General features: G+C 51.6%; 28 protein-coding genes. 18 read left to right on the forward strand and 10 right to left on the reverse strand.

Going from position 1 to position 25,703, the window contains the following annotated elements; all coding sequences use genetic code 11:
- Positions 1 to 88 precede the first annotated feature (88 nt).
- The 3 genes from AC07N2_RS04440 (at position 89) to AC07N2_RS04450 (ending at position 3,912) form a co-directional block, all read left to right on the forward strand.
- Complete coding sequence (locus AC07N2_RS04440) at positions 89 to 2,278, forward strand: TonB-dependent receptor (RefSeq protein WP_494777182.1); 2,190 nt, start codon at positions 89 to 91, stop codon at positions 2,276 to 2,278.
- Between the two features lie 171 nt (positions 2,279 to 2,449).
- Entirely contained in the window at positions 2,450 to 3,136 is a 687-nt protein-coding gene (locus AC07N2_RS04445; protein WP_494777183.1) for a Fe2+-dependent dioxygenase, read from the forward strand.
- Positions 3,133 to 3,912 carry a tetratricopeptide repeat protein gene (locus AC07N2_RS04450; RefSeq protein ID WP_494777184.1) on the forward strand — a complete coding sequence of 260 codons (780 nt, stop codon included), beginning with the start codon at positions 3,133 to 3,135 and terminating at the stop codon, positions 3,910 to 3,912. The genes AC07N2_RS04445 and AC07N2_RS04450 overlap by 4 nt, the downstream gene beginning before the upstream one ends.
- Before the next feature lie 30 nt (positions 3,913 to 3,942).
- Here AC07N2_RS04450 and AC07N2_RS04455 read toward each other — a convergent pair whose 3' ends face one another.
- The 5 genes from AC07N2_RS04455 to AC07N2_RS04475 all read right to left on the reverse strand — a co-directional run bounded on the left by AC07N2_RS04455 (position 3,943) and on the right by AC07N2_RS04475 (position 8,507).
- Complete coding sequence (locus tag AC07N2_RS04455; RefSeq protein WP_494777185.1) at positions 3,943 to 5,313, reverse strand: sulfite reductase subunit alpha; 1,371 nt, start codon at positions 5,311 to 5,313, stop codon at positions 3,943 to 3,945.
- Positions 5,310 to 6,347, reverse strand: a complete 1,038-nt coding sequence (locus AC07N2_RS04460) for an FAD:protein FMN transferase (RefSeq protein ID WP_494777186.1) — start codon at positions 6,345 to 6,347, stop codon at positions 5,310 to 5,312. Before AC07N2_RS04460 ends, AC07N2_RS04455 begins: the two co-directional genes overlap by 4 nt.
- Positions 6,348 to 6,433: 86 nt before the next feature.
- Complete coding sequence (locus AC07N2_RS04465; protein WP_494777187.1) at positions 6,434 to 7,297, reverse strand: DUF4198 domain-containing protein; 864 nt, start codon at positions 7,295 to 7,297, stop codon at positions 6,434 to 6,436.
- A gap of 17 nt (positions 7,298 to 7,314) precedes the next feature.
- Complete coding sequence (locus AC07N2_RS04470; RefSeq protein ID WP_494777188.1) at positions 7,315 to 7,827, reverse strand: DUF2271 domain-containing protein; 513 nt, start codon at positions 7,825 to 7,827, stop codon at positions 7,315 to 7,317.
- A 29-nt stretch (positions 7,828 to 7,856) separates the two neighbouring features.
- Positions 7,857 to 8,507 (reverse strand): PepSY-associated TM helix domain-containing protein, encoded by a 651-nt coding sequence (locus AC07N2_RS04475; RefSeq protein ID WP_494777189.1) that lies wholly within the window; start codon positions 8,505 to 8,507, stop codon positions 7,857 to 7,859.
- A 329-nt stretch (positions 8,508 to 8,836) separates the two neighbouring features.
- On the opposite strand from AC07N2_RS04475, the gene AC07N2_RS04480 reads away from it, so the two are divergent.
- Positions 8,837 to 9,289, forward strand: a complete 453-nt coding sequence (locus AC07N2_RS04480; RefSeq protein ID WP_494777190.1) for an Hsp20 family protein — start codon at positions 8,837 to 8,839, stop codon at positions 9,287 to 9,289.
- A gap of 123 nt (positions 9,290 to 9,412) precedes the next feature.
- On the opposite strand, the gene AC07N2_RS04485 is transcribed toward AC07N2_RS04480, so the two are convergent.
- From AC07N2_RS04485 to glpD, 4 genes are all read right to left on the reverse strand, one after another.
- The gene (locus AC07N2_RS04485) at positions 9,413 to 9,997 is read right to left on the reverse strand and encodes an HD-GYP domain-containing protein (protein ID WP_494777191.1); all 585 of its coding nucleotides are present in this window, start codon (positions 9,995 to 9,997) and stop codon (positions 9,413 to 9,415) included.
- Positions 9,998 to 10,317: 320 nt separating this feature from the next.
- Entirely contained in the window at positions 10,318 to 10,800 is a 483-nt protein-coding gene (locus AC07N2_RS04490) for a hypothetical protein (RefSeq protein WP_494777192.1), read from the reverse strand.
- 44 nt (positions 10,801 to 10,844) lie between these two features.
- A complete protein-coding gene (locus AC07N2_RS04495) occupies positions 10,845 to 11,174 on the reverse strand; it encodes a DUF2845 domain-containing protein (RefSeq protein ID WP_494777193.1) in 330 nt (109 codons plus the stop codon).
- Positions 11,175 to 11,247: 73 nt separating this feature from the next.
- The gene (glpD, locus tag AC07N2_RS04500; RefSeq protein WP_494777194.1) at positions 11,248 to 12,771 is read right to left on the reverse strand and encodes a glycerol-3-phosphate dehydrogenase; all 1,524 of its coding nucleotides are present in this window, start codon (positions 12,769 to 12,771) and stop codon (positions 11,248 to 11,250) included.
- A 132-nt stretch (positions 12,772 to 12,903) separates the two neighbouring features.
- On the opposite strand from glpD, the gene AC07N2_RS04505 reads away from it, so the two are divergent.
- From AC07N2_RS04505 to AC07N2_RS04565, 13 genes are all read left to right on the forward strand, one after another.
- On the forward strand, positions 12,904 to 13,413 hold the full coding sequence (locus AC07N2_RS04505) for a hypothetical protein (protein ID WP_494777195.1): 510 nt from the start codon (positions 12,904 to 12,906) through the stop codon (positions 13,411 to 13,413).
- A gap of 117 nt (positions 13,414 to 13,530) precedes the next feature.
- On the forward strand, positions 13,531 to 14,619 hold the full coding sequence (gene hemE, locus AC07N2_RS04510) for a uroporphyrinogen decarboxylase (protein WP_494777196.1): 1,089 nt from the start codon (positions 13,531 to 13,533) through the stop codon (positions 14,617 to 14,619).
- A 1,146-nt stretch (positions 14,620 to 15,765) separates the two neighbouring features.
- Complete coding sequence (locus AC07N2_RS04515) at positions 15,766 to 17,817, forward strand: primosomal protein N' (RefSeq protein ID WP_494777197.1); 2,052 nt, start codon at positions 15,766 to 15,768, stop codon at positions 17,815 to 17,817.
- A gap of 24 nt (positions 17,818 to 17,841) precedes the next feature.
- A complete protein-coding gene (locus AC07N2_RS04520; protein ID WP_076592852.1) occupies positions 17,842 to 18,093 on the forward strand; it encodes a DUF2164 domain-containing protein in 252 nt (83 codons plus the stop codon).
- Positions 18,090 to 18,497 (forward strand): lysozyme inhibitor LprI family protein, encoded by a 408-nt coding sequence (locus AC07N2_RS04525; RefSeq protein ID WP_494777198.1) that lies wholly within the window; start codon positions 18,090 to 18,092, stop codon positions 18,495 to 18,497. Before AC07N2_RS04520 ends, AC07N2_RS04525 begins: the two co-directional genes overlap by 4 nt.
- Positions 18,497 to 18,967, forward strand: coding sequence for a GNAT family N-acetyltransferase (locus tag AC07N2_RS04530; protein WP_494777199.1), 471 nt, complete (start codon positions 18,497 to 18,499; stop codon positions 18,965 to 18,967). Before AC07N2_RS04525 ends, AC07N2_RS04530 begins: the two co-directional genes overlap by 1 nt.
- A gap of 170 nt (positions 18,968 to 19,137) precedes the next feature.
- Positions 19,138 to 19,608 (forward strand): MarR family winged helix-turn-helix transcriptional regulator, encoded by a 471-nt coding sequence (locus AC07N2_RS04535; RefSeq protein ID WP_494777200.1) that lies wholly within the window; start codon positions 19,138 to 19,140, stop codon positions 19,606 to 19,608.
- A 121-nt stretch (positions 19,609 to 19,729) separates the two neighbouring features.
- A complete protein-coding gene (ectA, locus tag AC07N2_RS04540; protein ID WP_494777201.1) occupies positions 19,730 to 20,248 on the forward strand; it encodes a diaminobutyrate acetyltransferase in 519 nt (172 codons plus the stop codon).
- 66 nt (positions 20,249 to 20,314) lie between these two features.
- Complete coding sequence (ectB, locus tag AC07N2_RS04545) at positions 20,315 to 21,610, forward strand: diaminobutyrate--2-oxoglutarate transaminase (protein WP_494778110.1); 1,296 nt, start codon at positions 20,315 to 20,317, stop codon at positions 21,608 to 21,610.
- A complete protein-coding gene (locus AC07N2_RS04550; protein WP_494777202.1) occupies positions 21,607 to 22,044 on the forward strand; it encodes an ectoine synthase in 438 nt (145 codons plus the stop codon). Before ectB ends, AC07N2_RS04550 begins: the two co-directional genes overlap by 4 nt.
- Before the next feature lie 7 nt (positions 22,045 to 22,051).
- Positions 22,052 to 22,972 (forward strand): ectoine hydroxylase, encoded by a 921-nt coding sequence (thpD, locus tag AC07N2_RS04555; RefSeq protein WP_494777203.1) that lies wholly within the window; start codon positions 22,052 to 22,054, stop codon positions 22,970 to 22,972.
- A 36-nt stretch (positions 22,973 to 23,008) separates the two neighbouring features.
- The gene (locus AC07N2_RS04560) at positions 23,009 to 23,620 is read left to right on the forward strand and encodes a MarC family protein (protein ID WP_494777204.1); all 612 of its coding nucleotides are present in this window, start codon (positions 23,009 to 23,011) and stop codon (positions 23,618 to 23,620) included.
- Positions 23,621 to 23,895: 275 nt separating this feature from the next.
- Positions 23,896 to 24,255: a BON domain-containing protein gene (locus tag AC07N2_RS04565; protein WP_494777205.1), complete on the forward strand. Its 360-nt coding sequence runs from the start codon at positions 23,896 to 23,898 to the stop codon at positions 24,253 to 24,255.
- Between the two features lie 85 nt (positions 24,256 to 24,340).
- Here AC07N2_RS04565 and AC07N2_RS04570 read toward each other — a convergent pair whose 3' ends face one another.
- On the reverse strand, positions 24,341 to 24,814 hold the full coding sequence (locus tag AC07N2_RS04570) for an SRPBCC family protein (RefSeq protein WP_494777206.1): 474 nt from the start codon (positions 24,812 to 24,814) through the stop codon (positions 24,341 to 24,343).
- A gap of 209 nt (positions 24,815 to 25,023) precedes the next feature.
- Between AC07N2_RS04570 and AC07N2_RS04575 the strand changes: the two genes are divergently transcribed.
- Positions 25,024 to 25,674, forward strand: coding sequence for a potassium channel family protein (locus tag AC07N2_RS04575; protein WP_494777207.1), 651 nt, complete (start codon positions 25,024 to 25,026; stop codon positions 25,672 to 25,674).
- Positions 25,675 to 25,703 lie beyond the last annotated feature (29 nt).

Consider the following 25,703-nt stretch of genomic DNA (forward strand, 5'->3'; position numbering starts at 1 on the left):
ACTCGCCAGCCAGCCTCAATGAGCTTCCAAGCTTTTCGCCAGCCAAATCGCGTTGTGAATATTAAATTTACGCACTGGATGGAAAATTATGGATCGCAGGTATACCCAGATCGCAGCAACCTTGTTTGCGACATTCTCAACTCAGGCGCTAGTTCAGCAAGCGCACGCGCAGTCTGCTACTGAAGCTGCTGTGCTGCCAGAAATTAACGTAACGGAAGCTGCCGGCAGCGACTTTAAAGTCGACAAGGCATCCTCTACCAAATTCACAGCTCCGATCCTGGATACACCAAAGTCGATCACGGTGATCACTTCAGAAGTGATGAGCCAGACTGGTTCGGCTACCTTGGTGGAAGCATTGCGTACCACTCCTGGTATTACTTTCGGTGCAGGTGAAGGCGGGAATCCAACTGGTGATCGCCCGTTCATCCGTGGTTTCGATGCACAAAGCAGTACTTATGTTGATGGCATGCGTGATCTGGGATCGCAGTCTCGTGAAGTATTCAATCTGGAATCGGTAGAAGTGATTCGCGGTTCAAGTTCGACCTTCGGTGGTGGCGGTGCCGTTGGCGGCAGTCTGAATCTGGTGAGCAAAGCACCTTTGAAAGAGGAGCTACGTGCAGGTAGTGTTGCAGTGGGTACCGACAACTACAAACGTGTGACCGCAGACGGTAACTTCGTGCTTAGCGATACGATGGCATTCCGTTTGAATGCGATGTATCACGACGCGGGTGTTGCTGGTCGTGATGCCATATCAAACAGCCGTTGGGGCATCGCGCCATCGCTGACCTTTGGTATGAATACACCGACACGCGTCAACCTCAGCTACTACCACATGCAATCGGATGATTTGCCTGATAGTGGCATCCCGTACAACAATCCGACTTTAGGTCGAGGTGACGGTCAGCCAGTCAATGTCAATCGGAACAATTTCTATGGTTTGGTAAATCGCGATTTCAGAAAGACACAAGCCGATATCTTTACCGTACGTGTCGATCATGACATTAGCTCGACCTTGCACCTCCGCAATACGACACGCTATAGCAAGTCGAGTAATGACTACGTCATGACTCAGCCGGATGATAGCAAGGGCAATATTTATAACGGTTTGGTATGGCGTCGTACCAATACTCGGGCGAGTGAAGCTAAATCATTGCAAAACCAAACAGAGTTGTACGGTGAAGTTGTGACTGGTTCCGTAAAGCACCGCTTCTCAACAGGTGTTGAGTTGTCTCGCGAAGAAGGAACCAGAGACAGCTATGTCGTTAATACAGGTACAAATACCTGCCCACTTGGTGCGGGTGCCGCTGGAAACTACAACTGTACAAGTTTGTATAATCCGAACCCATACGATCCATGGACCGGTTCCATTGTTCGCGCTAATAACCCAACCAATTCGACAAATAGCGCTGCCTCGCTCTATGCTTTTGATACGATGGAATTCAACAAGCAATGGTCTGTGAATGCTGGTGTGCGTTACGATAATTATCGTGCCAGTGCCATCAGCGCTGCTGCCAATCTGAAGAACAAATCCGACTTCTTCAACTATCAGGGCGGCATCGTATATAAACCGACCGAAAATGGCAGCATTTATGCAAGCTATAGTACATCTTCGACTCCTGTCGGATTAAGCAATGGTGACGGCTCCACAGAGGGCGGTACTCTCAGCGCGACAATTCAAGATCTGGCTCCAGAGCGCAGCAAAACCTATGAAATCGGTACCAAGTGGGATGTGCTCGACAAGAAGATGTTGCTGACGGCAGCGATCTTCCGTACACAAAAAGTCAATGCTCGGGTAACTGCGGGTGATGGCACCACACAACTTGCTGGTGACTACAAGGTCGATGGTATCGAACTGGGCGTTGCAGGTAATCTGACCAAGAACTGGCAAGTTTTCGGCGGCTACACTTTCCTCGATAGTGAAATCGTCAATGGCGGTGGTAACGCCGCAGGCTTGGCAGTGGCTGGCAAACAGTTCCCAAATACGCCACGCAGCAGCTATAGCTTGTGGACGACTTACGCGGTCATGCCTAAGCTGACCATAGGCGGTGGAGCTTTCTACACTTCGCGTGTCTATGGCAATACGGCCAACACAAAGTGGGTACCTGCCTATACACGATTCGATGCAATGGCGACTTACGTGATCGACAAAAACGTAAGCTTGCAATTGAACGTACAAAATCTGACGGACAAGGTTTACTTTAACCAGGCTTATTCGTCGCACTATGCTTCGATTGCTCCGGGACGTTCAGCAGTGCTGGCTTTGAATGTGAAGTACTAAGAAACGGCAATAAAACTTTAGTATCACGGCCGCTCGCGTAAAACCGGGCGGCATTTTCTTTTTTGAAAGCAGTATCCGGCTGGCTTACACTTTGAGGCTAGGGTATTAGCGGTATGACCAATACTGGTATGCGATTACATCAGTATGTAAATGTTGCACTGAAAGGCTTTTATGCTTATCCGTATTCCTGAAGTACTCGATCAAACAGAGCTGAAACTCATCAATGACAAGCTGGCAAATGCGGGCTCTGCGTGGGTGGACGGTCGCGTTACTGCAGGGTACCAGGGCGCGCCGGTAAAACTGAATCAGCAGATTGATGAACGCTCGAACGTGGCGCAAGAGTGTCAGCAAATTGTTCTGGCGGCGGTTGAAGGACACTCACTTTTCATTAGCGGCGCTTTGCCGAATGCAGTGTATCCGCCGATGTTCAATCGCTATAGCGAAGGCATGACTTTCGGTGCGCATATAGATGGCAGCATTCGTTTCCCGCCCATGGGTGGACGGAAATTGCGTACGGATTTATCAGCGACACTTTTTCTGACCGATCCACAGGAATACGACGGCGGAGAACTGGAAATACAAGACACCTACGGTGTGCATAGAGTGAAATTTTCCGCCGGTGATTTGGTCCTTTATCCGGCAACCAGCTTGCATCAGGTGACGCCCATTACGCGCGGCGTAAGAACTGCATGCTTCTTCTGGGTAGAGAGCCTGGTGCGCGATGATGCTCATCGTGCCTTGCTATTCGATATGGATAACGCGATTCAAACCTTGAATGCGAGCGATGCCGATCCGGTGGCGCGTCGCACGTTGATCGGCGTGTATCACAACCTGATACGGCAATGGGCCAATACATGAAAACGCTAGATCATTCTCTGCCAACAACGAAAGCAGAGTTGGAGGCATTGCCTACTGCACATTGGCAAGCATTGTTGAGTGGTGAGCCTGAAGTTCTGGTCGTATGGCTGGCTGCGGCGGCAGCATTGAATGATTGCAATGCGCAAGTCCTGTTGGGACAAATGCTATTGGATGGTCGAGGTGTGCCACAAAATGTAGTACGAGCGTATGCCTGGTTCGTTGCGGCATCGGAGCAGCAACAGGCGATGGCGATGAATATGCGAGGACGTTGTCTTGAGCATGGCTGGGGTACGCAGATTGATCCCGCAGGTGCCGCGCATTGGTATCGTAGTGCTGCTGAAGCGGGCTTGGATTGGGGTATGTACAACTATGCCAATTTGCTATCGCGTGGCCGTGGCGTGGAGTTGGATCAGGCGAAGGCTCTGGATTGGTATCGCAAGGCGGCAGACATGGGCCATGCCAAATCATTGAATCTGGTGGGGCGTTACTACGAAGAAGGAATCGTCGTAGAGGCGAGTCGCAATACCGCCTTTAAGTATTATCGCGATTCGGCCCTGGCGGGAGATTTCCGCGGTCAGTATAGTTATGCCTGCATGCTGGCGGAGCGCGGCAGAATTGACGAAGCAACGCGATGGCTGGAAAAAATTCCAGCGACGGCCACGGTCGCATTCATGAACAAGATAGGCAATGATTTGCTTTTATCCGCGCATCCTGGTTTTCGCGCTTTTGCAGAAAAGATACTGGCTAAGGATTTTGCGACGCTGAGAGTGGGGTGAAATTGCGCTGAACGTTTCATGCGTTTAGCGCTAATACACATCGCGTCGATAACGACCTTGCTGAATTAACTGCTCTACACCTTCTGCACCGACGATGTCGGTCAATGTGGCTTCTACACCGCCAGCCATGCCTTCCAAACTGCCGCACACATAAATCGCCGCATCTGCTGCCAGCCATGCGCGTACGTTTTCTGCTTGCTCGCGTAGTTTGTCTTGTACATAAACACGTTCAGCCTGATCGCGCGAGAACACGATGTCGGCACGTTCCAATACGCCTTGGGTTTGCCACGCTTCGATCTCATTGCGATAGTAGAAATCGTTAGCTGCATTACGTTCGCCAAATACCAGCCAGTTGCGTTGCGCACCGTTGGCTGCACGTGCTTTCAAATGACTGCGCAAACCGGCGAGGCCAGTACCGTTGCCGATCAGGATCAATGGACGATGCTGGTTGTCACCGAGGCGAAAGTTGCTGTGCGCACGCAGGCGTAGATCGATTGTTTGCCCTACAGTCGCTTGTTCCGTCAACCAACCCGATGCGATACCGAGCGTGCCGTCTTCGCGTCGTTCCTGACGAATCAATAGATGCACACGACCATCAGCTGGAATCGATGCAACTGAATATTCGCGTGGACGTTCTTGATCGGCCGGTGCCAGTACTTGCACCAGATCGCCGGCTTCCCACGTCGCATGTTCGCTCAGTGCTTCCAGTTCAAGGTGGAAAGTGGCACCACCCGCGCTCTTTGGATTGAGATGATGGCGCGCTGCGAGTCGCCATTGCTGATAAGACGGCGCTTGCCAATCAGGGGCATCGTTGGTGCCGGCGATATGGCTCAGATGATGCTGCCAGGTGTGCAGCGCTTTGTTGTCGCCATTGTCTGCTTCCACGCTTTCAAACAAGGCTTGCGCACCGCATTTGCGTAGCCATCGTGTCAGCGTGTGGCCGAAGCCGCAGAAGTGTGCGTAGTGGCTATCGCCCAGCATCAGTACACCGAAGTGCAAATGCGGCAAGGCTTGCTTGGCATTCATCAGCTTGGTGGCGAACAGCGAGGCATTGTCCGGTGGGTCACCTTCACCGTAAGTACTGACGACGAAGAGTGCACGTTCCGCTTGCATCAAATCATCAAGACCGATTTCAGACAAACTCGCCACGCGTGTCGGGACACCCGCGGTGTGCAGCATGCGCGCGGTTTGCCATGCGAGTTGTTCGGCGGAGCCGGTCTGGCTTGCATAAGCGATAAGCCACGGCTGTGTGCCATCAGCTGCAGGTCTGAGCGCTGCAGCATCACGCAAAGCCTGTTGCTGCTTGCGTCGCTGCGCGTAATAGATCACCAGACATAAAGCGAGATAGGCGACGACAAGTAATGTCGCCACGATCACGCGGGTTGATTCGCTCCAGTTCATTGCAGCAAGTCCAACAGTGATGAACTCAGATGTTCTTCAAAACCATCTTTGCTGCGATTGATAAATAGCGCCGCCAGTTCATGTTCGTTTGCGTAAGCCAAGCCTTGTTCTGCACCCATCACGCCGAGCGCAGTTGACCATGCATCTGCTGCCATGCAATCGCGATGCAGTACGGTGACGGAAGCAAGACCATGACGTATCGGTTCGCCGCTGCGTGGATCTATCGTGTGTGAAAAACGCGTCGCATCGTTTTCAAAATAACGACGGTAATCGCCGGATGTCGCGGCAGACCAGTCGTATAGCGCTGCGATGGTTTCCATGCCAATGACGGTGTTAGATGCAGCGGATGCCAACGCATCCGGTAGTGGATGTTCGAGCGCAACCCACCACGGTTGTCCATCCGGTTTGACCCCTTCGCCGCGTAATTCACCGCCGACTTCCACCAGAAAACTGTCTATGCCACGCTGTTGTAATTCGCGGGCAACTTGATCAACGCCAAAGCCCTTGGCAATTGCGGATAGATCGATATACACATTGCCCGGTTGTTGCACGCGTCGCGCAGTTGCGTCGAGTAGTATGCGTTGCCAGCCGCATTGCGCGCGCGCTGCATCCAACTCAGCTTGTGTCGGTGTGATGAAGTCTGCTTCGTTATAACGTTTGCTGGGACCAAATCCCCAGGCATTGACCAATGCGCCAGCCGTTGGATCGTAAGCGCCATTGCTGTCACGCGCGACGCGCAATGCATATTCCAGTACGGTGAAAAATTCATCAGGCAACTTGTGCCACGAACCTGCCGGTGCATAGTTGAATTGACTCAGATTTGATGTCGCATCCCAAGTGCTCATTTGCGCAACGACGGTATCGAGTTGATCTTGGATTGCCTGACGCAAAGGTGGCAAGCGACGTGTTACTTCCGCCACCAGTTTGACCGACCAGCTCGTTCCCATCGTTTGGCCGTGCAAGGTGTGCACGACGCCGCCCAAGGCTGGCGATTCAGGTGGAGTGTCGATGAGTGGAACTAGTGTGCGTCGCATAGTGTTGGCAATTTTGCAGCCATAGCATCAGAATGAAAAACGCCCGTTGCCGGGAAAGGGCAACGGGCGCAGCTGAGTGTGTGTGCTTACGGTTGCAGCACTTCCAGTGTCGCGGTGTAGCTGGCGCGACGTATAGGTTTCGCCAGTGTGCCGACTGCGCGTGGCGCAGCGTTTGCACTAGCAGCTTGAGGACCCATTTGCGGGCCACCGTTGTTGGCGCTCATCCAGTACATGCCGGCGGTCGGCCACTTGACGCTGAACTTGCCGTCTTTATCTGTCTTGACTTTGATCTCACCCAGTTGATCGCGATAACGGATGCCGCCTGGGATTACAGTGACTTCAATATCAGCAGCCGGTTTGCCATCAAGCAGGAAACGGAAGTTGCTGGTTTCGCCGGAGAACAAATCGTTAGGATGCGTGATCGGGACCAGTTCCAAGCCAACGCCGGTTGGTTTCAACACAGTGTCAGTCGGTTTGCCGGAGCTGACGAATACTTCCATGCGGCTTTGCATGCGGCTTACATTCACATCGGTTGCATCGGTTGGCACTTCCTTGGCGAAGGTTTCCGCCGTACCGCGCCAGCGTTTGTTTTCTGTGCCGACTTTGTAGCTTGCGTTCAAGCCGTCGTTCACCATCGTTAATTTGTAAGTACCTTTTTGCGACAGCTTTACGTCGAAGGTGCTGCGGTATTTACCCGTGCTTTTGTTTTCTACTGGTGCGGCGCTGCCGTCCGGTGCGATCACGGCCAGCGTATCCAGGCGCAATGGATTGTGTTCGAAGTAAAACAGATCGTTGGACACGGCTGCATCAACTGTGACCCAAGGTTCATTGCCGGACAACACAGTGGCCGATGGCAGCATCCAGGAGCGATGCGCGTGTGCAGCCATAGGCAGGGCGACGGAGAGAGAAACAGCCAGCGCTGCTGCGCGCCACAGAGAAGTTTTTTTCATGGAAGTGTCCTTGGATTTTATGGTTTTAATTCGAGAGTAACGGTACCGAGCTCATGCTCGCCTTTGACTTGCGCGGTTTGTGCTGTCTTGATCGGCCATTGGAAAGGTAGGCGGAGCAATTCGCGACCACCGACTTCACGCGCGGCTTCCACCACCAATGTGTATTCACCGGCGGGTAATTTATCGAGACCGGCTTTGGCGCTGTTGAACGTGAGTTGTTGCTCGCCCGGTGCGCGGGTTGCGCCACTCAAGCCATCGACTGGCATCTGCAAATCGCGACCGCTTTTACGCCACCATTGGCGCATGTCTTTCAGCCACTTGGTGCCTTCGTTATTCTTCATCTTCAAGTCGTACCAGACCGCCAGATTGCGTACGAAAGTTTGATCTGCGCCTTCGATCCAGAACGCGACGTAAGGCTTGTGATACTCGGCCACGGTCAAGCGAGGGATCTCGACTTTGACATTCATATCAGCAGCGAAGGCTGGCGTTGTGAGCGCAGCACCCAACATAAAGGAATAAGAAATTCGCATAGAACCTCGTAGTAATCGATGAATAGAAATTAATGAATAAACAAAATAGCCAGCAAGAATGGAATCAACACGCCCAAGCCGACGATAGGCCAGGTACTTGGACGATTGGTCGCGTGCATCTTCAAGATGAACAAACCAGTGATGGAAAAAATCAAACAAGCCGCTGCAAAAATATCGATGAACCAGCTCCACGCCGTGCCCGTGTTACGGCCTTTATGCAAATCGTTCAGGTAAGAAATCCAGCCGCGATTGGTCGATTCAAATTCCACCGCGCCGCTGGCGCGATCTATGCGCACCCAGGCATCGCCACCCGGACGCGGCAAGGCGATATAGATTTCTTCCGGCGACCATTCCGCTGCACGTTCGCTGACATCCACCGACAAGGTGTCTTTCATCCAGCGTTGCAATTCAACGGGCAAGGCAGCATTTTCCTTGCCGGAGTTGCTGCTTGATTCGGCGGTGTTCAACTTTGCCAGCTGGGTTTGCAGTGCGGCGGGCAGTTGCACTTCTTGCGTGGAAACTTGTGGTTTTGCTTCGATTTGCGACGAATGATTAAGCGTAATGCCGGTCACGCTGAACAGCAGCATGCCCAGCAGGCATAACGCCGAGCTGATCCAGTGCCATTGATGCAGGGTTTTTAACCAGTAAGCACGTTGAGGGTTATTCGCGCGTGCTTCCATTAGGTAATCGTTTTCATATCATTTCGGTGGTGCTATTGCATGCAAATAGCAATTATTCTCATTTAGATTCTCGTCGATACGATACTTAATTGCAAGATTTTTTGTGTAAAGAAGTTTGAAGTTCGCGCTTTGGAGGGAGACGTGAGTCGTCTAATCAGAATATTTGCAGCGGAGAGAGAAAAATAAATTGAAAAATCGCTCTGCCATCAGGGCGACAGAGCGATTTTTCAAGATCTTGAAAGTCATTTTGTCGTGCCTATATCCGTCTCAGCGGATGCTCAATGGAGGTCCGCGTCAACCATATCGCTTCACTTTAAAAGGATATAACCATGCGCACTTATGACTTTTCCCCACTTTACCGTTCCGCCATAGGCTTTGATCGTCTGGCACAACTATTCAATGACGCACAGCGCAGCGAATCGCAACCTAGTTATCCGCCATACAACATCGAGCTGGTAGGCGAGAACAAATACCGCATCACGATGGCCGTCGCAGGATTCGACCGTTCGGAAATTGAAATTGAAACCGAACGCGATACGCTCAAGATCACCGGCCGCAAGGCAGGCGAAGAAGGCGCGCGCAATTTCCTGCACCGAGGCATCGCTTCACGTAATTTTGAGCATAGCTTCCAGTTGGCCAATCACGTACACGTCGTTGGTGCCAAACTCGATAACGGTTTGTTGAATATCGAACTGGCGCGAGAAATTCCGGAAGCATTGAAGCCACGCAAGATCGCGATTGATGCGGTGGCAGATAATGTGCAGAGTTTGAAGGCTGCTTAATTAGTTAGTCTTAATCAAGCAAACAACGCGGGCAGAATTTCTGTCCGCGTTTTGTTTTTGTGTATAGCTAGATGCGTAAATATCTGCGTCGAATAAGGCTGTGCGCTAATGCGCGCAGCTAGTTCAAGCCGGTTGTAACTCACTCATCATGTTGATGAAGGCTTCGAGCAAGACCGGATCGTAACGCGCATGATCGCGTTGCAATATCGTTAAGGCAGCTTCCTTGGATTGCCCATTGTGATACGGACGGCTCATCGTGATCGCATCGTAGGAATCCCAGATTCTCACAACACGAGCGAACAATGGAATGGCTTCTCCCTTTAATCCGTGCGGATATCCGCTGCCATCGTAATTCTCATGGTGGTAAAGCACGCAGTCAGTAATGCGCGCATCCAGTTCCAGTGGTGCCAGTAATTGATGGCCGGCTACAGGGTGTTGTTGGATGAGGAAGAATTCTGTCGCAGTCAGGCGAGTAGGCTTGTTCAAAATCTGCTCGTTGATACACAGCTTGCCGATGTCATGTATGCCTGCGCCTATGGCAAGCATCTGTGCATCTTCTTCGGAGTAGCCGAGATAACGACCAAACAAAGCAGCCTTGGTGTGCAAGCGCTGCAGATGATCCGCCAAATCCGGATCACGCCCCCGCATGATGCCTCCGATGAACTTTGAAATCTTCTCTAACTGCAGTTCAGGGGAAGTAGTACTCATGGTTGTTTCTCTTTGTGACGGTATTGATGAGACACACGCATGCGTTTTGGCATGGTGTACGAACAGCGCGATCATCTTGTGGAAAATCGGCAGATCGGGATTTTAACTTCTCAAGCGGAAACATTTTTAGGCTTGGACAATATGTCCACACCTGTATGGCGAATACAAAAATATGAGAAGTAAAAATGAGCTAGTGCGAAAAATCCTAGAAAAGTTGAAATCGCGGAAGATGATGGTTGATGAGGTGGTAGATAGGTACGTGGTTTTTACTTGAAGAATTGTGTATTTAAATACGAAATCAGATATGTTCGACTTGAAAGTCAGTTTAAAAATCCTTTAATTTTTTGTTGGTCAGCAAGATTTTTTCTTTCAAAAACATCGAAGTCTTTTACTTTATTAATTGTGCCAAAAGTAATTAGTGCTCCAATTAACCAACGTGTACCTAAACCAAGCATGCCGCCAATTGCGCCATACCAAGGACTGAAACGGGGAGTAGGTTGCTCAATGTTTGAAATTACAAAAATGAATGTTGTGACCATGATGATAAACATCATGAGAACTATAGACATGATCGATCCCATTGCAAGGGCGATAAGCTCGGGCGGGTTATTCCTCAATTTGAGAATGTTAGCGTGGTCTTCTTCTAGTTGCTGGAGTCTTAAACGTAGTCCGGCATGACTTAAGTGGTTAATTTTGGCGCCAGACCAATTTACGGCTTTAGCAAGCGCACGTTGCACGGAGGGTGTCAGGAGATTGACAAAAAGACCGGCAATTATGCCGATGATGAGAGAAGACCAGTCCATAAGATTCAAGATAGGTGAAATTTAGTTATGACACTCAAAGGTATTTATTTTTTATCCCATCCAGTAACTTCGCCATTTTCTATAATAATTCTTAAGGCATAGCGATTTTTACCGATGGAATTGTATTTCCAGGTTTCTTTCACTTTTGTTCTTAAAACCTTCTGATCGATATCTAATGGATTTCCCAAAGAGTCTAAAAGCTGTTCCTCAGTTTGGCCTTGCCAAAACTGTTTTTTAATAATCATGTCAACGATTGCGGCATCGTTATATTTTGCTAAAAGGTGCTCTCTTCGCTCCTGCAGCTTTTTATTTTCATGGCGGTTATATAAATAAATGACAGCGATAATCAATAAAAGCCAAGCCCACCAGTCCATTTTGTCTCCCTTGTTTTATAAAAATATTCTTTGAATTTTGCCAAGTTAGCATAATTTGTTTGCAGGGAAGTCACTAAGCATGATCGATTAGAGAAATGGCTCTTTCATTTTGCTTAATAAACGTCAGCCCCAGCTTCGACCGTCGCCACAAAACATCCTCATCACAAGTAGCCCATTCATATGTCGTCAGATATTCAACTTCTGCCGCAAACAATCCCGGCGCAACTTCTTCGCCCATATCTGTAATGCTAGATCGATTAGCCAATAACAATTTGATCCGCGTTCCGTATGCACGCGCATAGCGTTCTATCAGGGCAGGCGGTAACCACATATATTCTTGCTGCAATTCGCGTACGTAATCATCGAATTCCATCACCGCGCGATTGTTCGGCTTGCTGCCGAAGATGTCGCCGCCTGGTAAGCAAGCATCGGCCGTCCATGCGCCATGTTGATTACTCAGTGCGGGTGCGATTAGATCGACGGCTTCTTCGGCCAACTTGCGGAAGGTGGTGATCTTGCCGCCGAAGATGGTGAGTAGCGGTGCGGCGTCGGTATCGAAGGCGAGTTTGTAATCGCGGGTGACGGCGGAGGCTCTTTCGTTGTCGTCGTCTTTTTCATCTTCAACCAACGGACGGACACCGGAGTAAGACCATACGACATCGGCAGGAGTGATCGGTTGGGCGAAGTAGCGGTTCGTCAGTTCGCACAAGTAATCAATTTCTTCTGCATCGATGACGACCTTGTCAGCATCACCGTGATAGTCGATATCGGTAGTGCCTATCAGTGTGTAGTCTTGTTCGTACGGGATCGCGAAGACGATGCGGCCGTCGGGATGCTGGAAGATGTAGGCGTAGGGATGATCGAATAATTTCTTGACGACGATGTGGCTGCCTTTGATCAGGCGCAGCTTCTTGCCAGCGCGACCGTGCACGGTGTCGTGCAAAAAGCTGGCAGCCCACGGACCGGCAGCGTTGATCAGTAATTTTGCTTGTACCTGTATTTCTCCATCCTTGGCACTGCGCAATGTGGCGTTCCAGTCTGTCGCGTTGCGCTTTACTGCTACGCATTCGGTGCGCGTGAGTATGGTCGCGCCGTTTTCTGCAGCGGCGATGGCATTCAACACAACCAGACGCGCATCGTTGACCCAGCCGTCGGAGTACACAAAGCCTTTGCTGAACGATGCTTTCAACGGGACACCTGCTGAGTGTTGCCGCAGATCGATGCCGTGTGAGCCGGGTAGCAGTTCGCGTTTGGCGAGATGGTCGTACAGGAACAAGCCGGCACGTATCATCCACGCCGGACGCTGACCCTGGTCGTGTGGCATTACAAAACGCAGTGGATGAATGATGTGTGGAGCGGAGCGCATCAGGATTTCGCGTTCTATCAGCGCTTTGCGCACCAGGCTGAATTCGTAATATTCCAGATAGCGCAGGCCGCCGTGTATCAGCTTGGTGGAGGCGGATGAGGTGTGCGAGGCGAGGTCGTCTTTTTCGCACAGCACGACAGAGAGGCCGCGACCTGCGGCGTCACGCGCAATGCCGGCACCGTTGATGCCGCCGCCTACGATGAGGATGTCGCAATGAAGTTGCTGTTGCATCGATACTCCGCCTGATGTGCAGTGCAACTATTGTAAGCGGGGAATTTGCATGTGGCACATGTTTGTCTGAGTGGCGGATATTTACCCTGCGCACGCGGTACACTGAATCGTCTTCATCCTTACTGCGCAATCATGAGCTTTCTTCTCGATCCCGGATTCTGGGAAATGGCCAGCTTCATCGTAACGACGCTGGCGTTACCGTTTGCGATTTTTCTTTTTCTGTACGAGCAACGCAAGGAGCGCGATGCGGAGGATGAAGAGGCATACCAATTATTGCAAAACGCTTATAACGATTTCCTCAAAATCGTGCTGGATAATCCGGATCTGCAATTGCGCAGCACCAAGGCGCGTAGCGATCTCAATGATGAACAGCGTGAACGGGCCTTGATCATTTTTGAAATGCTGATCGCCTTGTTCGAACGTGCCTACATCGTGTCCTATGAGTCGGATATGCGTGGCGTAGCCTTGCGGCGCTGGCATTCCTGGGACGATTACATGCGCGAATGGTGCCGCCGTGAAGACTTCTATTATTTGTTGCCGCAATTGCTGCGTGGTGAAGATGAAGACTTCGCCAACTACATCCGCGCCATCGCCGAAGAAGAACGCTCGGACAAATTATTCAACATAGGTCATCGCGAATAATCGTCATATCGCTGCGCGATTTAATGACAGAGTGGCATCGACGGTCCGATTGCGCCCTCTTTAGGGGATAATAGCGGCTCATTTAATGCAGTGAATTCAATCGAGATACTCCGTCTGATGCCTACACAATTTGCTCCGCTCCAGAACGACACCTTTCTCCGCGCATTGCTGCGCCAGCCTACTGAATACACGCCGTTGTGGCTGATGCGCCAGGCTGGTCGTTATCTGCCTGAATACCGTGCCACCCGTGCGCGTGCCGGTTCTTTCCTCGGTTTGGCCAAGAATCCCGATTACGCGACAGAAGTCACGCTGCAACCGCTGGATCGTTACGATCTGGATGCGGCGATTCTGTTTTCTGACATCCTGACGGTGCCGGATGCCATGGGTTTGGGCTTGTACTTCATCGAAGGTGAAGGGCCAAAGTTCGAACGTCCGTTGCGCGATGAAAAAGCGGTGCAGGCGCTGAAAGTGCCGGAGCTGGGCTCGCTGCAATACGTATTTGATGCCGTCACGCAAATCCGCACCGAACTCAAAGGCCGCGTGCCGCTGATCGGCTTTACCGGCAGCCCGTGGACGCTGGCTTGCTATATGGTTGAAGGCGGCGGCTCGGATGATTTCCGCACGGTCAAGGCGATGCTCTACAACCGTCCTGATCTGATGCACCACATCCTGCAAACCAATGCGATCACCGTTGCGGCGTATCTGAACGCACAAATCGATGCCGGCGCCCAAGCCGTCATGATGTTCGATACCTGGGGCGGCGCGCTGGCCGATGGCGCTTACCAGCAGTTTTCTCTGCATTACATGCGTGAAGTCATGAAGCATGTGAAGACGGAAAAAGACGGCGTGCGCATTCCAAGCATCGTCTTCACCAAAGGTGGCGGCTTGTGGCTGAAGGAAATCGTTGGCGTCGGTGCTGATGCCGTCGGCCTCGACTGGACCGTGAATCTGGGTGCCGCGCGTGCCAAGGTTGGCGATCGCGTCGCGCTGCAAGGCAATCTGGACCCAACCATCCTGTTCGCCCAGCCGGATCAAATCCGCGCCGAAGTCGCCAAAGTGCTGGAATCCTTCGGCAAACACAGCGCCGGTTCCGGCCACGTTTTCAACCTGGGTCATGGCATCTCGCAATTCACGCCGCCGGAAGCGGTCTCGGTGCTGGTCGATGCGGTGCATGAATTCAGTCGTCCACTGCACGCGCAAGGCTAAAACCGCTTGTGCGCGAGGGCTTGCGCACAAAATGAAGCGTACGGCGCTTAATTTCGCGTTAAAAATGCTCAGTTTTGGCGCGTACCGATTTATCTTATGCACAGAATGTGCAGTTGATAGCAACGTTGGCGGTTTCCGCCATGGTTCACAATTCTTTACAAAGCGTGATTTGTAAGTCTTTGATTTTATTGGTTAAATAATTTGCTTCTTGTTTTAGCATTTTATTGAAACCCGCATGGAACATGGCATTTCCCGCCATCTATGGGGTTTATCCACAAAGTTATCCACAGGTTTTGTGGATAGCTTAAAAAGGGCTTAAGAAACGTGGAGTTAGCGCACTTGTTGATATTTCACATGAGGTTTGAAGCGCGGCTTTGACACAAACGGTTTACTTGTTGACAAGAAATTCTTGCATTGAAGAAGTGCAAAATCAGCAGCAGAATCTGCTTCACAATTTCTTTACAGCATAAAATTTCCAAGCTTATTCACAAAATGGTGCGTGAGTATAAGGAGAATGCTTGTTATTCGAGATTTGGCTGTGTGAGGCAAGTTGCTTTTATCTTGTTGATTTTAAACAGTTTATTTTCGACTGTTATGGCAGGCAAAATGATGCACTAGGCATCTTGTCCAGGTGAGTGGGAAAAGACGGGTAATTGTCCACAAAGTTATCCACAGGCTTGTGGATACTTTTAAAAAGCGTTTAGGAAACCGCAAGTTAGCGAATTTCCTTATGCTCCACCTGAAGTCTTTGTGCGGATGCAACAAAATCCGGCATTTGAAATGCCTCTTTTGGCGATGTTTATTAGTCAATTGAATGTGTGCAGTGCATCGATAAAAATATGGAATAAAAAGCATGTTTGCGATAGTCAGAGCAAACTTATGCACAAAAATAAGCTTGTGCGCAGCAACATCATTTATTTAATATTTTTATTAATAATAAAAATCATCTATTTATAAGTGGTTGATTTAAAACAGATTAATTTCTGCATTGGTTTTAGGCAATCTATTGGAAGCCGCATCAATACTGGCCTCTCCGGCTGTCAAGAGGCTCTTATCCACAAAGTTATCCACAGAGGCTGTGGATAGATAAAAAAGCGCTTATGAAACGGGTAGTTACGTCATTTCCTCAGGTCTTACATTAACTCTGTGGAACCTTGCATCCTCAAAGTCGCCCTCGACACGCCGCTCGATTTCTGCTTCGACTATATTTGGGTCGCCGCGGATGCGGATAGTGCGCGTCCGCTAGCCGGCCAACTGGCGCTGGTGCCTTTCGGCCGGCGCGAGGTAGTTGGCTTGATCATCTCTGTACATGAGAGCACCGACGTCCCGCTGGATAAGCTCAAGCAGGCGATCGCCGTGCGTACGCAATTACCACCGCTGTCGCCTGAATGGATCGCGCTGTGCGCCTTTGCCGCCGATTATTACCAGCGTCCTTTGGGCGAAGTGGCGATTCCGGGTTTGCCGAAGAATCTGCGCGCGCTGAAAACCACTTCGCTGGATAAAGCGATCAAGAAGCTGGGCAAGGCCGACGCCGTACATGACGCCACACCGATTGCCATGCCGCAACTGAATCCGGCGCAGCAAGAGGCCGCCGATGCGATAGCCGGCGCGACCGGTTTTGCACCGACCTTGTTATATGGCGTGACCGGCAGCGGCAAGACGGAAGTTTATTTGCAAGCCGCTGCGCAAATCCTCGCGCACAGCATAGATGAACATAATCCGGCGCAAATCCTGATTCTGGTGCCGGAGATCAATCTGACGCCGCAACTGGAAGCCAACGTGCGCGCACGTTTCCCTGGTGTGGCGATTGCGACGTTGCATAGCGGCTTGGCTGAAGGTGAACGCGTGATGCATTGGATGGCTGCGCATCTGGGCCATGCGCGCATCGTGCTCGGCACGCGGCTCGCGATTCTGTCCTCGCTGCCGCATTTGAAATTGATCATCGTTGATGAGGAACACGATCCTTCATACAAGCAGCAAGAGGGTTTGCGTTATTCGGCGCGCGATCTGGCGGTGTGGCGTGCGCATCAATTAAGTATTCCTATCGTGCTTGGTTCCGCCACGCCTTCGCTGGAAACCTGGCATCACGCGCAATCCGGTCGCTATCGCAAACTCGAATTACGTGAGCGCGCCGTCAAGGATGCAGTTTTGCCCAAGGTTGGCTTGATCGATCTGGAGCGTAAAGCACCAAGTGAAAAAATGACGGAAGGCATCAGCGAGACGCTGATCGCCGCCCTGAAGTTACGCATGGAGCGTGGCGAACAATCGCTGCTCTTCTTGAATCGTCGCGGTTATGCTCCGGTGATTGCTTGCGACTCCTGCGGCTGGATCAGCAACTGCACGCGTTGCAGTGCGTTCCTGGTGTTGCACAAACTCGATAAACGTTTGCGTTGCCATCATTGCGGCTACGAACAACGCATACCGCGATCCTGCCCGGATTGCGGCAACGTCGATATCCAACCGTTGGGTCGCGGCACACAACGTGTGGAAGAAAGCCTGCAACTGATATTTCCCGAGGCGCGCATCATGCGCATCGATGCCGATTCGACGCGGCGCAAGGGTAGTGCGCAAGAAGCTTTCGATACCGTGCATAGAGGCGAAGTCGATATCCTGATCGGCACGCAGATGGTGGCGAAGGGACATGACTTCCAGAATCTGACTTTGGTAGGCGTGTTGAATCCCGATACCGCTTTGTTCTCGCACGATTACCGTGCGAGCGAAAGACTGTTTGCGCAATTGATGCAGGTTGCCGGTCGTGCTGGTCGCGTTGCGCAGAAGGAGGGCGGCAGCGCGAGTGAAGTGTTGATACAGACGCGCTATCCGCAACATCCTTTATTCGCCGCAGTACGTACACACGATTACGACACCTTCGCCAGCGAGTTGCTGGAAGAGCGGCAGCAGGCGAGTTTTCCGCCTTTCATTTATCAAGCGCTGTTGCGTGCCGAAGCGAAGGAAATCAAGATCGCGCTCGACTTCCTGCATGCCGCGATAGCCTGCGTTGATTATCCCGGCATCACGATGAATGATCCGATCCCGATGACGATGACGCGCGTCGCCAATGTCGACAGGGCGCAATTGCTGGTGGAATGTACGTCGCGTCCGGCGCTGCAAGCTTTCCTGAAAGTCTGGATTGCCGCTTTGCGTGAGATGAAGACGCGTGTGCGTTGGTCGCTCGAAGTCGATCCGGTCGATATCTAAATTAATTAATCAGTCCACATCATCATGACCATCAAACTCAATCCAGAAACCGAAGAACGTCTGATCGGTTCTATCCAGCGCTACTTCAGTACCAATATGGATGAAGACATAGGTGACCTTAAAGCCAAGCTGCTGCTCGATTTTTGCGTGCGGGAATTGGGGCCGAGCATTTACAATCAGGCGATTGCCGATGCACAGTCCGCGATGCAGGATAAAGTCGCCGAACTGGACGTCACTTGTTACGAAGCTGAATTCAGTTACTGGAACAAAAAATGAAAAACGCCCATATTCTTGCAAGTGTTTTGTTAGTAGTCAGTGCAGCAGCCATCGCACAAGACCAATCAGTCATGCAAGAAGCGCTGAAGGATTGCGACAAAAACCAGCTCACGATGAATATGTGCGCCAGCCATCGCTACGGTATCGCCGATCAAGCGCTCAATCAGCAATACAAGTTCACCATGCAGGCGCAACAAGATACCGCCGCCAAGCAGCGCTTGCGCGATGCGCAACGCACGTGGATTACTTTTCGCGACAAGGATTGCTTTGCCAACACCGGTCCGCGCGAAGAATCCGGTTCTATCTGGCCGCTGCTGCATTACTCTTGCCTGGCGCGCCACACGCAACAGCGCACCGAAGATTTGAAATTGCAGGCCTGCGGCATGCAAGGCTGCGACAAATAATGCGCAAGACAGCGACGCCAACTATCCGCTGGCAGTGGGCCACTTTCGATGAACTGGACGGCACAGCTTTGTACGCTGCATTGCGTGCGCGGCAAGATGTCTTCGTGCTGGAGCAGCAATGTCTGTACGCCGACATCGACGGTGACGATCAACGCGCATTTCATCTTCTGGGCTGGAACGCGGCAGACGATACGCAACTATTCGCCTATCTGCGCTGCTTCGCACCCGGCGACAAATATCCTGAAGCGGCACTCGGCCGCGTCCTGACTACGCAGCCCGCACGTGGCTTTGGTTTGGGCAAACAATTGCTGACTGAAGGCATGCGCCGCGTCGCGCAGCACTTCCCCGGCAGTGCGATTCGCATCTCGGCGCAAGAGCATTTGCAGCGCTTCTATGCCGGCTTCGGCTTCCAACCAGTATCAGAGATGTATATGGAAGATGGCATCCCGCACATAGAGATGCTGCGCTGAAATATTGATTCCTATCAACATGGTTCGTATGCGAATGATTTGACATCAATCGATCTGGCGGGTAAGATGGCTGCTTGTTAATCAAGCAACCGGGATATCAAAAACAGGAAAATGTGACGTTATCGTGATGCGGCGCGACAGAATGAAAAAGTGTCGCTAAACTCGCGGTCATGAATGACATCGCCAAACTTGTTACCGTAAATGATTCGATCCGCATTTTGCAAAGCGTACGACGTATTGCACAGTGCGTGGAGCACCATTCGAAGCGCTTGGCAGTCACTCATAACATCACATCGCCACAACTTGTGGCACTTCTTGCAATTGCAGAACTAGGGCCGAGTACGCTCAGATCCATCGGGCGTGCCATACAACTCAGTCCCAGTACCGTGGTCGGCATTGTTGATCGGCTGGAAGAAAAAGGATTGGTACAACGAGAGCGCGATACGCGTGATCGTCGTAATGTATTTGTCGCAGTGACGGAGGCGGGCCAAGCGGTTCTTGCCAATGCACCATCGGCATTACCGAATGGTTTCGACAGCCTGCTAGGCGCGCTGCCAGAAACCGACCGTCAAGCCTTGATCGTCACGCTGGAACAATTTGCCTCATTGCTGGAAGCCAAAATACCTGCCGAACCTGTGTAGCAGGACGCTTGCGATAAGTAGTAGCAAGCTCCGCGCGCAAACCTGATTTCCCTTTAACTGACGAGTGTAACTGTGGTCTTTAATGACTGCGGGGATCGCTTTTCTCGAAAAAGGAGAAAGCATGAACACACGAGTAATAGGCGCAGTCATCGATAACATCGTGCTGCGTCCACCCAAGCGTCGCGACGGTGCTGATCTGCATGATTTGATCGCACGTTGTCCGCCGCTGGATCTCAACTCTCGCTACGCCTATCTATTGCTGTGCGAGCATCACGGTGCTACCTGCATAGTGGCAGAAGTAGGCGGCGAACTGGTCGGTGCGGTTACCGCCTATATACGACCGGCGATAGAACCAGAAGAAGTAAGTACGCTTTTCATCTGGCAAGTTGCTGTTGCACCCCATGCACAAGGCCAGCGCCTCGCTTCACGCATGCTGGATCAATTGACCGCACGTTGTGCCGTCACCCATCGGTTTCACAAGATAGAAACCACCATCAGCCCAAGCAACATCGGCTCGCAAAAATTATTCGACAGCTATGCCAAGCGTTTCAACATCGGCATTACGGCACAGCCGTATTTCGCCGCCAGCGATTTTGGCGACGGCAAGCACGAAGAAGAATGGCTCTACCAACTTGGCTAGTGATAGTGCGCAGCGTGATTGCGTTGCACTCGGCCATTTCATTTACTCACCATCAGGAGAAACATGATGCGTATATTCAATCGACTTGAATCAGAAGTTCGCGGCTACATCCGCTCATTCCCAACCATATTTGCTACCGCGCAAAACGCCAAGCTGACTGATGAAGGTGGCAACACCTATATCGATTTTCTGGCCGGTGCCGGTACGCTCAACTACGGCCATAACAATCCGCTGATGAAGCAGGCTGTTATCGACTACCTGTCGGAAGACGGCATTGTGCATGGCCTCGATATGGCCACCAGTGCGAAAAAAACCTTCCTGCAAACCTTCGAGAGCCATGTCCTCAAGCCGCGCAAGATGCAATACAAGATGCAGTTCACCGGTCCGACCGGCACTAATGCGGTAGAAGCGGCGGTCAAGCTTGCACGTAATGTGACGGGTCGCCAGTTGGTGATTTCGTTCACCAATGGTTTTCATGGCGTCTCGCTCGGTTCGCTGGCACTGACCGGTAATCGCAAGTTCCGCGATGCTGCTGGTGTGTCATTGAATGATGTACATCGTGCGCCTTACTCCGGTTACTTCGGCATGAACATCGACACCATTGCGATGCTGGATAAATTGATTACCGATCCTAGCAGCGGCGTTGATCTTCCTGCTGCCATCATTGCCGAGTGCGTACAGGGTGAGGGCGGTTTGAATGTCGCCGGTTTGAACTGGTTGAAGAAGCTCGAGCAGTTATGCCAGCGTCACAAGATTCTCTTGATCGTCGATGACATTCAAGCTGGTTGCGGTCGTACCGGTACCTTCTTCAGTTTCGAACCTGCAGGCATCAAGCCCGACATCATCACCTTGTCGAAATCGCTGTCCGGTTTCGGCCTGCCTATGGCCTTGTTGTTGATGAAGCCGGAGTTCGATGTATGGAAGCCGGGTCAGCATAACGGTACTTTCCGCGGCAACAATCTCGCCTTCGTGACGGCGACGGCAGCGTTGCAGCACTACTGGAGCGATAACAAATTCCAGACCGAGATACAAAAGAAATCGCAAGCGATAGAAGCTTTCCTCAACAAGCTGGTGGTTAGTTATCCGGATGCCGAGTTGACGCGTCGCGGTCGCGGCATGATGCAAGGCATTGCTTGTGCTGATCCTGCGGTGGCTGATCGCATTACAGCGATCGCCTTTCAGAACGGTTTGATTATTGAAACATCCGGTGGTGAGGATGAAGTCGTCAAACTGCTGATGCCGCTGACGATAGAACAGGAAACCATGCTCGCTGGTCTCGACATTCTGGAACACGCCGTAGCCGAAGCCGTTAGTGAAAAAATCAAAGATCAGGTTGAATCAGATAAAGAGGTGACAGCATGATCGTACGCAGACTCAAAGACATACTCGATACCAGCCGTGATGTGAAGGCGGAAACCTGGGCCAGCCGGCGCTTGCTGTTGCGTGAAGACGGCATGGGATTCTCCATGCATCACACAGTGATCTACGCCGGTACGCAGACACACATCTGGTACCAGAATCATTTGGAAGGTGTGTACTGCGTCGAAGGTACCGGTTCGGTCGAACTGATTCCTTCCGGCGAAACCTTCCGCATCGAGCCGGGCACTTTATATGCGTTGAACAAGAACGATGAACACTGGCTGCGTGCAGAAACCGATTTGCATCTGGTCTGCACCTTCAATCCACCGCTGGCAGGCAACGAGATGCACGATGAAAACGGCGTCTATCAATTAGTGCCTGAAACTGCCACCACTATCGCAAAGGTCGAGGTCGAAAAGGCCACGGCAGAAAGTTGAGGAGAAGATGATCATGCTTTCGCAAGATGCCTACCCAACACGTACGCAAAACAATGCCGGCATTCTGGCGCGCCAGGACCCGGTAGTGTATGAACACGACATTAAGCACAAGACGCAACTCGATGAGATGCAACGTGCGTCGTATCAGGAAAACGGTTTTCTGCTGATGCCGGAATTATTCAACGCAGAAGAGGTTGCCTATCTATTCGATGCGATGCAAGCCATGCGCGAAGACTTTACTAATACCGGCCGCAAGGAAGTGATTGCAGAACCGGGCAGCGGTGAAGTGCGCTCGATTTTCAATGTGCATCGTTTGAATGAAATTTTCGCCAACCTTGTGCGTGATCCGCGCGTGCTCAATGTCGCGCGTGAAATACTCGGCAGCGAAGTTTATATCCATCAATCGCGCATCAATTACAAACCCGGCTTTACCGGTAAAGAGTTTTACTGGCATTCCGATTTTGAAACCTGGCATAGCGAAGATGGCATGCCAGCCATGCGCGCATTGAGCTGTTCGATACTGTTGACTGATAACAGTGTATCCAACGGCCCACTGATGCTGATTCCCGGTTCGCATCATCACTACGTCTCCTGCATGGGCGAGACGCCGGATGAGAACTACAAGAAATCATTGAAGAAACAGGAAGTCGGCGTGCCTGATCAAATTCTGTTGCGTTATCTAGCCGATATGGGCGGCATCAAGTCGTGCGCAGGCAAAGCTGGTTCCGTCGTTTTCTTCGACTGCAATACGATGCACGGCTCCAACGGCAACATCACGCCTTATCCGCGCAGCAATGTGTTCTTCGTCTATAACAGCATCGCCAATCAACTGGATGCACCCAAAGGCGGATTGGAACCACGGCCGGAGTTTGTCGCTGCGCGTGAAGACATCGTCGAACTGACGCCACAAGCGCTTGCTATTGACTGAACACTTGTCGTTGACGGCGACGCGCTAAAGGAATAAATGGAAACTTACCTGCGTTCTTTCGCGCTCTTCTTCGCCTTGTTCAATCCCTTCCTGATGAGCATTTATCTGCTCGATCTGATACGGGGATTGCCGACGCCGACCTTTGCGCGCGTGCTGATACGCGGCAGCTTGATCAGTGCCTGCGTCTTTGTTCTGTTCGCATGGGGTGGCGAAGCATTCTTCCGTGATTATCTGCAAGTACGTTTTGCATCCTTCCAGATTTTCGGCGGCATTATCTTTTTGATGATCGGTCTACGCTATGTGTTCTCCGGCGCGCATGCGATCGAGAGTCTGCGCGATAACCCGACTGCGATGGCCGGCAGCATCGCGATGCCTATCATGATCGGTCCCGGTACGGTCAGTGCTGCGGTGGTGATAGGTACACGTATGCCCTTGCTCGGTGCGGCGGCCGTCATTGTCGGCACGCTGGTGTTGACGGTCACTATCTTGGTCGTGATGAAGATTGCGCACGACAGATTGAAGGAGCGACACGCTGCGATCACTGATCGCTACATCGATCTGGTTGGTCGTATGTCTGCGCTGCTGATAGGCACGATAGCGGTGGATATGATCGTGACTGGTTTACAGAGTTCGGGTTTGGTCGAATGATGATGAGCTTGTAGCTGGGTGCCATATCAGTTCAGCGTCATCTTTTTTATAGCCTTAACTTGATCTTTACGAGCTTGGGAGCGGTTGTTGCCGACAAGCGACATAAAGCGCCGCCGGAAGCTGTCCAAAGTCAATTCCGTTCAAAAAAAATCCAGAATGCGTCCCCTTTTCCGCAAGGGCTGTGCCTATACTAATTTCCGGAAGCAGCTTTAGCTTTCCAACATATAGTCGCACTAAAAAAACTGGTAAAAACCAATATAAATGGAGGAGACATTATGAAAAACATTCAACGCGCTTTGGTTCTGGCAGTCCTTTCTGCTGCTTTGGTTGGCTGTGCATCTACCGATACGCAAACCGCAGCACCTGCAGCGGCGGCTCCAGCCGCAGCTCCGGCACCAGCGGTTGCTGCGCCGGCGGCAGCACCTAGCCCGGCACTGCAAAAAGCGGTAGAAGCATCGTTGGCCAAGGAAGCGGAACTGAAAGGTACCAAGATTGCAGTCGCTGCGACCACGGACGGTGCAGTTGCCTTGTCCGGCACGGTCAAGAACGAGTGGCAGCAATACCTGGCTGGCGAAACAGCGAAGAAAACCGGCGGTGTGAAATCCGTCAAAAATGGAATCAAAGTACCTGATTGATTCTTGCACATGAAAATGAAAACGCCGGGCATGCCCGGCGTTTTTTATTGCGGCGCGCCTTGAGGTGCAAGGCGTACACCTGCGATCAGAGCGGCAAGCCCAAACGTCCTTCTTCCGCCAATTGGCGAATGATGCGTATCGTGTCGATATCGGCTTCCTGATAGGCCGAGCGGCGGAATTCGTTGTAGAAGGCATCCATATCATCGTCGGTAGTACCAGTGTCGTATGAAAAGCGGACGAATAAGGCACCGGGACTAGGCTCTTCTATCGTGATGAGCAGGCTGGATGCGGGAATATCTGTTTGCGCCGGTACGTCGTAATGCACGGTTTGCTGTGGCGTCAGGTTGACGCGATCGTGCACCAGCAACTCGCCATAGCGCAGTGTGCGGGCAATCACATCTTCGCTGCGTGACAGCAATTTGCATTCATCCAGCCAGGGAATGAACAGTTTCGGTGATTCTGCGCGCAGAACCAGGCCACGCCACAATTGATCGCGCGTGAGCGTATCGATCAGGGGATTGAGCGGGTCGTTGATTTCGATCAGATGCTGAAATTGCATGGCGACGTATTTGAATGAAGGAGTGGATATCACAATGATGCGCGCTGCACTTCATTGACTCTGTTGGTATTGTACTGTGCTGCACGCTGGAGCCAAACCTTGATGTGGTGCGGATGTGCATGCGATAAGGATATTTGTAGAATTTACAGTACGCCCGGCGGCTTTTACTTATGTTCTAATGCCCATTATCTTCTCGCTGAGCTTCCATCATGAAACGTACATTTACTGTTATCGGATTAGGGGCGTTCGGCTCCACCGTCGCTCGCGAACTGGCTCGCTTGGGCAATGATGTACTCGGCATCGATCTCGATCCGGAACATGTGAATGCGATTGCCGACGATATCACGCAGGCAGTGGTGGCAGATGCGCGCAATGAGGATACGCTGCGCGATCTGGGTGTGCATGACAGTGACGCGGTGGTGGTCGCCATCGGTGAAGATTTGGAAGCGAACATCTTGGTGACGCTCACCGTCAAGAACATGCCGAAGCCGGAAGTCTGGGCCAAGGCACTCAATCATAATCATCATCGCATCCTGCATAAACTGGGTGCCGATCACATCGTGCATCCCGAGCATGAAATGGGTTTGCGCCTGGCGCACGCGATGATGTATCCGGAAGTGCTGGATTACATCAGTCTGGGACACGATTTGTTTACAGTGGAAGTGCGCGCTTCCGACAAGCTTGCCGATAAAACCGTGGCGTCACTGACGTTGGGTCAACGTGGCGTGCAGTTGCTGCTGGTCAAGCATCAGCGTGAAGTGATTGCGCCAGTTGCTGCCGATTACATTTTCCGTCTGGGTGACCAACTGGTGATGGTTGGTACGCTGGATAACTTGCGCAATATTTCCCCTTATCTATGAGACGCGGCTTCCGACCGCCGTTTTTTTAC

It is taken from the genome of Herminiimonas sp. GW821-FHT09C12, assembly GCF_059416385.1.

Bases quoted from the DNA above. Each gene is read 5' to 3' on its own strand.
- AC07N2_RS04440 (WP_494777182.1), top strand. From the start codon at position 89: ATGGATCGCAGGTATACCCAGATCGCAGCAACCTTGTTTGCGACATTC.
- AC07N2_RS04455 (WP_494777185.1), bottom strand. From the start codon at position 5,313: ATGAACTGGAGCGAATCAACCCGCGTGATCGTGGCGACATTACTTGTC.
- AC07N2_RS04445 (WP_494777183.1), top strand. From the start codon at position 2,450: ATGCTTATCCGTATTCCTGAAGTACTCGATCAAACAGAGCTGAAACTC.
- AC07N2_RS04470 (WP_494777188.1), bottom strand. From the start codon at position 7,827: ATGCGAATTTCTTATTCCTTTATGTTGGGTGCTGCGCTCACAACGCCA.
- glpD (WP_494777194.1), bottom strand. From the start codon at position 12,771: ATGCAACAGCAACTTCATTGCGACATCCTCATCGTAGGCGGCGGCATC.
- AC07N2_RS04495 (WP_494777193.1), bottom strand. From the start codon at position 11,174: ATGGACTGGTGGGCTTGGCTTTTATTGATTATCGCTGTCATTTATTTA.
- AC07N2_RS04525 (WP_494777198.1), top strand. From the start codon at position 18,090: ATGAAAAACGCCCATATTCTTGCAAGTGTTTTGTTAGTAGTCAGTGCA.
- AC07N2_RS04535 (WP_494777200.1), top strand. From the start codon at position 19,138: ATGAATGACATCGCCAAACTTGTTACCGTAAATGATTCGATCCGCATT.
- AC07N2_RS04550 (WP_494777202.1), top strand. From the start codon at position 21,607: ATGATCGTACGCAGACTCAAAGACATACTCGATACCAGCCGTGATGTG.
- ectA (WP_494777201.1), top strand. From the start codon at position 19,730: ATGAACACACGAGTAATAGGCGCAGTCATCGATAACATCGTGCTGCGT.
- AC07N2_RS04485 (WP_494777191.1), bottom strand. From the start codon at position 9,997: ATGAGTACTACTTCCCCTGAACTGCAGTTAGAGAAGATTTCAAAGTTC.
- AC07N2_RS04565 (WP_494777205.1), top strand. From the start codon at position 23,896: ATGAAAAACATTCAACGCGCTTTGGTTCTGGCAGTCCTTTCTGCTGCT.
- thpD (WP_494777203.1), top strand. From the start codon at position 22,052: ATGATCATGCTTTCGCAAGATGCCTACCCAACACGTACGCAAAACAAT.
- AC07N2_RS04475 (WP_494777189.1), bottom strand. From the start codon at position 8,507: ATGGAAGCACGCGCGAATAACCCTCAACGTGCTTACTGGTTAAAAACC.
- AC07N2_RS04560 (WP_494777204.1), top strand. From the start codon at position 23,009: ATGGAAACTTACCTGCGTTCTTTCGCGCTCTTCTTCGCCTTGTTCAAT.
- AC07N2_RS04520 (WP_076592852.1), top strand. From the start codon at position 17,842: ATGACCATCAAACTCAATCCAGAAACCGAAGAACGTCTGATCGGTTCT.
- AC07N2_RS04505 (WP_494777195.1), top strand. From the start codon at position 12,904: ATGAGCTTTCTTCTCGATCCCGGATTCTGGGAAATGGCCAGCTTCATC.
- AC07N2_RS04465 (WP_494777187.1), bottom strand. From the start codon at position 7,297: ATGAAAAAAACTTCTCTGTGGCGCGCAGCAGCGCTGGCTGTTTCTCTC.
- ectB (WP_494778110.1), top strand. From the start codon at position 20,315: ATGCGTATATTCAATCGACTTGAATCAGAAGTTCGCGGCTACATCCGC.
- AC07N2_RS04490 (WP_494777192.1), bottom strand. From the start codon at position 10,800: ATGGACTGGTCTTCTCTCATCATCGGCATAATTGCCGGTCTTTTTGTC.
- AC07N2_RS04480 (WP_494777190.1), top strand. From the start codon at position 8,837: ATGCGCACTTATGACTTTTCCCCACTTTACCGTTCCGCCATAGGCTTT.
- AC07N2_RS04460 (WP_494777186.1), bottom strand. From the start codon at position 6,347: ATGCGACGCACACTAGTTCCACTCATCGACACTCCACCTGAATCGCCA.
- hemE (WP_494777196.1), top strand. From the start codon at position 13,531: ATGCCTACACAATTTGCTCCGCTCCAGAACGACACCTTTCTCCGCGCA.
- AC07N2_RS04450 (WP_494777184.1), top strand. From the start codon at position 3,133: ATGAAAACGCTAGATCATTCTCTGCCAACAACGAAAGCAGAGTTGGAG.
- AC07N2_RS04530 (WP_494777199.1), top strand. From the start codon at position 18,497: ATGCGCAAGACAGCGACGCCAACTATCCGCTGGCAGTGGGCCACTTTC.
- AC07N2_RS04575 (WP_494777207.1), top strand. From the start codon at position 25,024: ATGAAACGTACATTTACTGTTATCGGATTAGGGGCGTTCGGCTCCACC.
- AC07N2_RS04570 (WP_494777206.1), bottom strand. From the start codon at position 24,814: ATGCAATTTCAGCATCTGATCGAAATCAACGACCCGCTCAATCCCCTG.